The 7,680-nt window shown below is 67.4% G+C and carries 6 protein-coding genes; 2 read left to right on the top strand and 4 right to left on the bottom strand.

The window, feature by feature from the left end; translation table 11 throughout:
• Positions 1-410: 410 nt before the first annotated feature.
• The 4 genes from tyrS to ACFVVK_RS19105 form a co-directional block, all read right to left on the bottom strand.
• On the bottom strand, positions 411-1,724 hold the full coding sequence (gene tyrS / locus ACFVVK_RS19120; RefSeq protein ID WP_390270617.1) for a tyrosine--tRNA ligase: 1,314 nt from the start codon (positions 1,722-1,724) through the stop codon (positions 411-413).
• A gap of 105 nt (positions 1,725-1,829) precedes the next feature.
• Positions 1,830-4,058 carry a HelD family protein gene (locus tag ACFVVK_RS19115; RefSeq protein ID WP_390270614.1) on the bottom strand — a complete coding sequence of 743 codons (2,229 nt, stop codon included), beginning with the start codon at positions 4,056-4,058 and terminating at the stop codon, positions 1,830-1,832.
• A gap of 159 nt (positions 4,059-4,217) precedes the next feature.
• Entirely contained in the window at positions 4,218-4,775 is a 558-nt protein-coding gene (locus tag ACFVVK_RS19110) for an adenine phosphoribosyltransferase (protein WP_390270611.1), read from the bottom strand.
• Between the two features lie 63 nt (positions 4,776-4,838).
• A complete protein-coding gene (locus ACFVVK_RS19105) occupies positions 4,839-5,546 on the bottom strand; it encodes a DNA-3-methyladenine glycosylase (protein ID WP_390270608.1) in 708 nt (235 codons plus the stop codon).
• Between the two features lie 90 nt (positions 5,547-5,636).
• Between ACFVVK_RS19105 and ACFVVK_RS19100 the strand changes: the two genes are divergently transcribed.
• Together ACFVVK_RS19100 and ACFVVK_RS19095 are read left to right on the top strand one after the other, a co-directional pair.
• Positions 5,637-7,148: an AlkA N-terminal domain-containing protein gene (locus tag ACFVVK_RS19100; protein WP_390270604.1), complete on the top strand. Its 1,512-nt coding sequence runs from the start codon at positions 5,637-5,639 to the stop codon at positions 7,146-7,148.
• Complete coding sequence (locus ACFVVK_RS19095; protein WP_390270601.1) at positions 7,145-7,663, top strand: methylated-DNA--[protein]-cysteine S-methyltransferase; 519 nt, start codon at positions 7,145-7,147, stop codon at positions 7,661-7,663. Before ACFVVK_RS19100 ends, ACFVVK_RS19095 begins: the two co-directional genes overlap by 4 nt.
• The last annotated feature ends 17 nt before the right edge of the window (positions 7,664-7,680 follow it).

Genomic DNA, 7,680 nt, shown 5'->3' with positions numbered 1-7,680 from the left:
CGACACGGGGTGACGGGCCCGGCAAAACAACCAATCCATAATAAATTGGTATCAACAAACTTGGCACACTATTGAGTTCTCAAACAACAGACACATTCGAATACTTGCCGAAACAATTCACTTTACTGAATTCTTTATTTCGCTTTTCTTCGCTGCGATGTTTACAGCTTATTTCATTCATTTCCGCTTTGCAAATTCACGATTTTCACCGGAAATTCGCCTTGCGGAGCGAATCCGCCCAGCGCAAAGGAAGCAATTTCCATTATCCGCGCCTAGCGCATGGACAATTGCTTCTCATTAGTTGGGGGTTGTCACCGCTCAGCGGCGGCGACTCAAAAAACAATACACGCCCCTCCCCGGCCGCGCAAATCGGACGGGGAGAGGCGTGCAGATGACGGTTCAGGGACGGGTCAGGCCCCGGAGACCTGCACCGTGGCCAGATTCTTCTTGCCGCGTCGCAGCAGCAAGTAGCGGCCATGCAGCAACGAGCTCGAAGCAACGACGGCGTCGGGATCTGTCACCTTCGCATTATTCACATACGCACCGCCTTCGCCGACCGTGCGGCGGGCGGCGGACTTGCTTTCGGACAGGCCCGAGGCCACCAGCAGTTCGATGATGCCCAGGTCGCCGGCTTCGACGGTGGCGGACGGCAGCTCGGACGTCGCCGCCTTCAAGGTGGCTTCATCCAGCACGGAGAGATCGCCGTTGCCGAACACGGCAGCCGAGGCCGCAATGACCTTCTCCGTGGCATCCACACCGTGGACAAGAGAGGTCACCTCGTAGGCGAGCTTCCGCTGGCCTTCCCGGGCGAACGGCCGCTCAGCAACGGAGACCTCGAGGACCTCAATCTCGGCACGGCTCAGGAACGTGAACACCTTGAGGCGGGCCGCGACATCGGCGTCCGCCGTGTTAAGCCAGAACTGGTAGAAGGCGTACGGGCTGCACATCGCGGGGTCCAGCCAGATCGCGTTGCCCTCGCTCTTGCCGAATTTGGTGCCGTCGGCGTTCGTGATGAGCGGAGTGCCCAGCGCATGGACATGTTTGCCCTCAACTTTGCGGATCAATTCGGTGCCGCTGGTGAGGTTGCCCCACTGGTCCGAGCCACCGGTCTGCAGCATGCAGCCGTAGTCGCGGAACAGCTGGAGGTAGTCCATGCCCTGCAGGATCTGGTAGCTGAACTCCGTGTAGCTGATGCCTTCGTCAGAGCCCAGGCGCGATGCGACGGCGTCCTTGCGGAGCATGGTGCCGACCCGGAAGTGCTTGCCGATTTCGCGCAGGAAGTCGATGGCGCTCAGCGGGGCCGTCCAGTCCAGGTTGTTGACCATCCGGGCCGCGTTGTCGCCCTCGAAGCTGAGGAAACGGCGGACCTGCGCCTGCAGGTATCCCACCCATTCGGAAACGGTGTCCTTGGTGTTGAGGGTGCGTTCCGCCGTCGGGCGCGGATCCCCGATCAACCCGGTGGAGCCGCCGACCAGACCGAGGGGCTTGTGGCCGGCCAGCTGGATCCGGCGCATGAGCAGCAGCTGGACCAGGTTGCCCAGGTGGAGGCTCGGCGCCGTCGGGTCGAAGCCGCAGTAATACGTCACGGGGTCACCGGCGAGGAGCTTCTCAAGCTCCGCCTCATCCGTGGAGACGTGGACTAGGCCGCGCCATTTCAGCTCCTGCCAGATATTGGCGAAGCTGGGATCGTTCTGCTGGGCATCGAGAATATTTAGCTGGGACACGGAATCTAAGTTAGCAGGATCGGCGAAACCGCCGTGCAGGTGACACCGGCCCGGCACCACCGCCGACAGCCCCGCGGACGGAACAGCACCGGCCAGGGCCCGGCCCTACTCCTCGATGCCGGTGGGGACGCCGGAAGCGGCGATGAGCCGCAGGCGCTGCGTGGGCCTGGTCATGGCCACGTACAGGTCCCCCACCCGGCCGTGCTCGTGGTTGAGCATGGCCGTCGGTTCCAGAACCACGACGCCGTCGAACTCCAGACCCTTGGCCTCGCGGGGGCTGATCGCGACGATGTCCTGTGCGTAGCTCCCGGCTCCGGTCCCGACGCGGTGGCCGTACACGGCCCGGAGCGCCGCGTTGGCCTCGGGGAGCAGCTCGCCGTCGGCGATGACCGCCAGCAGGCCGCCCTCGATGGCCTCCAGTTCTTCCGGCAGCACATCGACCAGCTTCTTGACGATCTGGTCCTTGTCCACACGGTCGATGACCGGGGACCAGCGTCCCTTCCGGACGGCCTTGGGCGCCGAAACCACCAGGCCGGCCGCGTTAGCCATCCGGGCGGCGGCCTCCGCGATCTGGGACGGCGTGCGGTAGTTGACGGTGAGTTCCTCAAGCTGCCAGCGTTCGCCGAACATCGGGGCCAGCGCGCTGTGCCAGGAGTTGGCGCCGGCCACCGAGCTCGTCTGGGCGATGTCGCCCACGATCGTAAACGACTTCAGCGGGCACCGGCGCACCAGCAGCCGCCACTGCATGGGCGACAACTCCTGCGCCTCGTCCACCACGATGTGCCCAAAGGCCCAGGTGCGGTCGGTACTGGCACGCTCGGCAGCGGTCAGCCGCGACTCCCGCTCCTGGTTCTGGTCCACCAACTCCTCTGCGGTGAAGAGGGCGTCCACGCCGGCCGTTTCCATGTTGACCAGGGTCTGCTTGGCGTTGGCCAGGTCGCGGGCACGGTCTTGTTCCTGCTGCGCCAGGCCGCGCCCGGCGGCGGCGTCGAGCTCGCCGAGCAGTTCGGCGGCCTCATCCAGAAGGGGGACGTCGGACTCCGTCCAGGGCGAACCGGCCGGCCGGAGCAGCAGCGCGCGTTCCTCCGGGCTGAGATTCGGTGTGCACGCCTCGAGGATCGCGGGCTTGCTCAGCAGCTCCCCCACAAGCTTCTCCGGGGTCATCGGCATCCAGCACAAGTTCAGGGCAATCCGCACGTCCCGGGCGGAGCGGACGTCCTCGGCCAGGTAGGAGCGGTCAGCGTTGTTGCCGATGTTGCCGGCTTCCACCAGCTCCGTCATCTGCTCGGTCAGTTCACGGAGCAGGATCTTGACGAACGAAACGCGGGCCTCGTTGTGCGGCTTGCCCGTGGCGCGGGCCTTTTCCTTGGCTCGGCGGACTTGCCGTGGCGTGAGGACCAGCTTGCGGCCGTCCACCTCCAGGATCCGGTTCGCTGCCGGAATGCGCTGCCGGTTGGCCACCGCGTTGGCCACGACCTCGGCCATGTCCAGCCGGCCCTTGATGGCGGCGACGGCGGGATCCGGTTCGGCAATGGCGCTGATGCCCGGCAGGAGCCGGCCCAGGCTCGCCATTACGACGCCGGTCTCGCCGAGCGAGGGCAACACGCGTTCGATGTACTTCATGAAGGACGTCGTCGGCCCCACCAGCAGGACGCCGGCGCTCTTGAGCCGGTCCCGGTGCGTGTAGAGCAGGTAGGCGGCACGGTGCAGGGCTACCGCAGTCTTGCCGGTTCCCGGTCCGCCCTGGACCACCAGTGCACCGGAGATCGAGGACCGGATGATCCGGTCCTGCTCGGACTGGATGGTGCCGACAATGTCTGACATCCGGCCGGTGCGCTTGGAGTTGAGGGCAGCGAGCAGGGCGCCTTCGCCTTGGAGGGAATCACTGTCGGCGAGCAAGCCGGCGTCGAGCACGTCATCTTCTATGGCTTTGACCTCGCGGCCCTGAAGGATCAGGTGACGGCGGCGGCGCACGCCCTGCCGGTCAAAGGCGGTGGCCTGATAAAAATGGCCGGCCTCGGGCGCGCGCCAGTCCACCATGAGCCGTTGCAGATCCTCGGTGGTCAACCCGATGCGGCCGATGTACCGGGCTTCCCCGGAGTCCAGGTCCAGACGGCCGAAGACAAGGCGGTCATCGACGGCGTCGAGCTGGGCGAGACGGTCCTCATACAGTGCCGCGAAGGCATCGCGCTCGGACACGTTCTGCATGGTGCCGACAGCACCGGCACGGCGCACCTGGGCAAGCTGGGCGCGCTTCTCTGCCCGCAACTCATCGAGCCGGGCGTAAAGTCCGGCGACGTAGTCGCGTTCATGGGCCAAATCAGCGTCGTGCATCGAACGTTCCCCTATCGAAAAAGACAGACCTACCATTCTACAGCTATTCGATAGACGTAACGGTTAATGTCCGTCGAACATTGCGAAGGCAGTCTTCGTCAGGGAATTCTACCGACACGGCCTAAATGATCCAGCGGGCAGTTCCAGTTCCAGTTCCGCCTACAGGCGCAGCAGCGACCGGACGTTGTGGCCGGTCAGGGCGGCGCGACCGCCCAGTTCGTCGAGTTCCAGAACGACGCCGACACCTGCCACCTGGATGCCGCACCGTTCGAACAGCCGTGCTGCGGCGCCGAGCGTGCCGCCGGTCGCGAGCACGTCGTCGAGGATCAGCACGCGACTGCCCGGAGCGAGATCGGTCTTGTGCAGCTCGAGGGTGGCGGTGCCGTATTCCAGGGCGTAGTCCTCGGAGACGACATCGCGGGGCAGCTTGCCGGCCTTCCGGACCGTGATGACGCCGGTTCCGGTGGCGTAGGCGGCAGCCGCGGCCAGCAGGAAGCCGCGGGCTTCCACCCCGGCGACGGCGTCGAACTGGCCCTCGAACGGTTCGAGCAGGGCGTTGACCACGGCCTTCAGTGCCGCCCCGTCGGCGAAGACCGGCGTCAGGTCCTTGAAACTGATTCCGGGTTTGGGATAGTCCGGAACGGTGGCGCACAGGCTGCTGATCAGCTCATCCACCGGTTTGGCTGTCTGGATCTGGTTCGGCTCGCTTGGATTCACGCATCCACCCTACTCGCCGGCGGCCTTTCGGTCCGCTTCAGGCCCGGCGGATGGCCGCCCCGGCTACGCCTTTCGCGCCTTTGCTGCCTTGTAGCGGGACACCGTCGGGTCACCGCTGAGCCAGAACCGCCACGGGTAGTCGTGGCTGCCGCCGGCGCCGGCGACACCGACGCGCGGGCCTGAGCTGACGTCCGCGGCGGCCGCGGCGCCTCCGGCGGCGGGCAGCTCCAGCCGGAACGGCGCCGCGAGGGCATCCCGCCCGCTGTCCGCCGTCGTCAGCCCCAGCGCGGTGGCCAACCGGGCCGGTCCGCTCGCGAGGTCGTTGTCCGATTTCGACGTCGGGCGTCTCTTCCTGGCCAGTTCGTGCCCGGCGACAATTTCGCCGGCCCGGAGCAGCAGCCCGGACGCGACGCCGTCGGGCCCGCAGACGATATTGGCGCAGTGGTGCATGCCGTACGTGAAGTAGACGTAGAGGTGGCCGGCCGGGCCGAACATCGGCGCGTTGCGCGGCGTCTGGCCACGGAAAGTGTGGGAGCCCGGGTCGGGATACAGCGAATCATGCGGACCAAGGTACGCCTCGATCTCGGTGATCCGCACCGAGACCGACCCGTCACGCCCCTGATGCGTCAGCACGGCTCCGAGCAGCAGCGGCGCGACGTGCCGGGCATCCCCCGAGAGCAGCTCCCGGATCGGCACCGACGTGCCCGGCTGCGCCCCTGCGCCGGTGCCCGGCTGCGCCCCTGTACGGGCAGGAAGCGGGGTGGAAGTCATCCTCAGACTTTAACAAACACCCGCGGGACACCCTACGGCCATGTCCGAATTCCGCTAGCAGGTCCTCCGGGAAGCTGGCAGGATGGGGTCATGGACTTTTGGCAGCGCTACCGGGCGATCGATGCCCGCGACACCCGTTTCGACGGGCAGTTCTACACCGCTGTCCGGACCACCGGGATTTACTGCCGGCCCTCGTGCCCGGCCCGGACGCCGAAGGCGGACAACGTCACGTTCTATGAGACCTCGGCCGCCGCGCACGACGCCGGGTACCGGGCCTGCAAGCGGTGCCTTCCGGAGGCCGTGCCCGGCACGCCGGCCTGGAACGTGCGCTCGGACGTCGCCGGCCGCGCCATGCGGCTCATCAACGACGGCGTCATCAACCGGGACGGCGTCGAGGGCCTCGCCGCCCGGCTGGGCTACTCCTCGCGCCAGCTCAACCGGATCCTCAGCCACGAACTCGGGGCCGGTCCGCTGTCCCTGGCACGAGCCAGCCGCGCCCAGACTGCCCGCACCCTGTTGGTCTCAACGGCCATGAAGGCGTCGGACATCGCGTTCGCCGCCGGCTTCAGCAGCGTGCGCCAGTTCAACGACACCATCGGCGAAGTGTTCGCCATGACGCCCTCCGCGCTCCGGGCCACCGCGCGGCATCACCACGCGCCCGCGGCGGCCACGGCGCTCACCCTCAATCTTCCGTACCGGGAACCGTTCGATCCCGGCGTGTTCGATTTCCTCGCCGTCCGCGCCATCGCGGGGATCGAGGAAGGGACGTCGAGTTCTTATGCCCGGACCCTGCGGCTGAGCCACGGCGATGCCCGCTTCCGGGTGGATTATGACGCCGGCGCGGCCGGACGCCCGCTGGTGCTGACCATCGGCGCCGTCGACCTGAGGGACCTCGCCTCGCTGCTGAGCCGGGTCCGGCGCCTGCTGGACCTCGACGCCGATCCCGTCGCCATAGATGCGGCCCTGGGCGGCGATCCCCGCCTGGCCGCGGCGGTTGCCAGTACGCCGGGCATGCGGATGCCCGGCGCCGTTGATCCGCAGGAGCTCCTCATCCGGGCCATGATCGGCCAGCAAATCACGGTGGCCGCCGCGCGCACCGCGCTGGTTCAGCTCTCCGCGGCCGGGAGCGAAAGCCTGGTGCCGGCGGACGGCCTCCACCGGCTGTTCCCCACGGCCGCCCAGATCGCGGAGACCGGCTTCGAACTGCTCCACGGCCCGCAGCGGCGGATTGATTCCGTCCGCGGCGCCGCGGCGGCGATGGCCTCGGGGGACCTGGACTTTGGCTACGGCGATGACGTCCGCGGGCTGGAGGCGAAGCTCCTGCCGCTTGCCGGCGTCGGGCCGTGGACGGTGGGATACGTCGCGATGCGGGTCATCGGCGCCCCGGACGTGTTCCTCGCCAACGATGCCGCGATCCGCAACGGCATCCGGTCGCTCGCTCCGACCACGGGGAACGCCGTGCTGACCCCCGATTTCCGTGAGGTCAGTCCGTGGCGCTCCTACGCGACGATGCATCTCTGGCGCGCGGCCGCGGCGGCGCAGGCCGCGGCGCGCAGACCATCTTCTCTCCCGACGCAGACGCAAAAGAAAGCGAAGCCATGAAAGCACAGTTGTTGACCATGTCCACCCCGGACGGGCCATTCACCATCATTGCCCGGGACGGGGCCGTCCTGTCCTCCGGCTGGACCGCCCACCCCGGCGAGCTGACCGGCCAGATCCACCCTGACCTGCTGCCGGCAGAATTCGAGACCGTCGGAGGACTCGGCGCCATCTCTGAGGCTGTGGAGGCGTTCTACTCCGGGAATCCGGAGCCGGCCATGGGGGTGCCTGTGCTGCAGAAGTCAGGCGTTTTCCGCAGCCACGCATGGGACGTGCTACGCACCGTCGCCCCCGGGCGCCCGGTGACCTACACCGAGTATGCGCAGCTGTCCGGCAATGCCAAGGCCGTCCGCGCGGCGGCCAGTGCCTGCGCCTTCAACGCGGCGGCCCTGTTTGTGCCATGCCATCGAGTGATCCGCACCGACGGGACGCTGGGCGGCTTCCGCTGGGGCCTGGCCGTCAAGGGCAGCCTGCTGGAGCGGGAACGCGAAGCGGCCCTCGCGGCGGCGCGGCCCTAAACCGCCCACCGAGGCTG

It is taken from the genome of Arthrobacter sp. NPDC058192 (assembly GCF_042883665.1).
GTDB lineage: Bacteria > Actinomycetota > Actinomycetes > Actinomycetales > Micrococcaceae > Arthrobacter.
The sequence above is the reverse complement of the archived record's forward strand: the minus strand, read 5'-3'. Positions and strand labels throughout refer to the sequence as shown.

What these genes read in the sequence shown, in the direction of transcription:
- ACFVVK_RS19115 (WP_390270614.1), bottom strand. Translation starts at nt 4,058, where the DNA reads ATGCACGACGCTGATTTGGCCCATGAACGCGACTACGTCGCCGGACTT.
- ACFVVK_RS19105 (WP_390270608.1), bottom strand. Translation starts at nt 5,546, where the DNA reads ATGACTTCCACCCCGCTTCCTGCCCGTACAGGGGCGCAGCCGGGCACC.
- ACFVVK_RS19100 (WP_390270604.1), top strand. Translation starts at nt 5,637, where the DNA reads ATGGACTTTTGGCAGCGCTACCGGGCGATCGATGCCCGCGACACCCGT.
- ACFVVK_RS19095 (WP_390270601.1), top strand. Translation starts at nt 7,145, where the DNA reads ATGAAAGCACAGTTGTTGACCATGTCCACCCCGGACGGGCCATTCACC.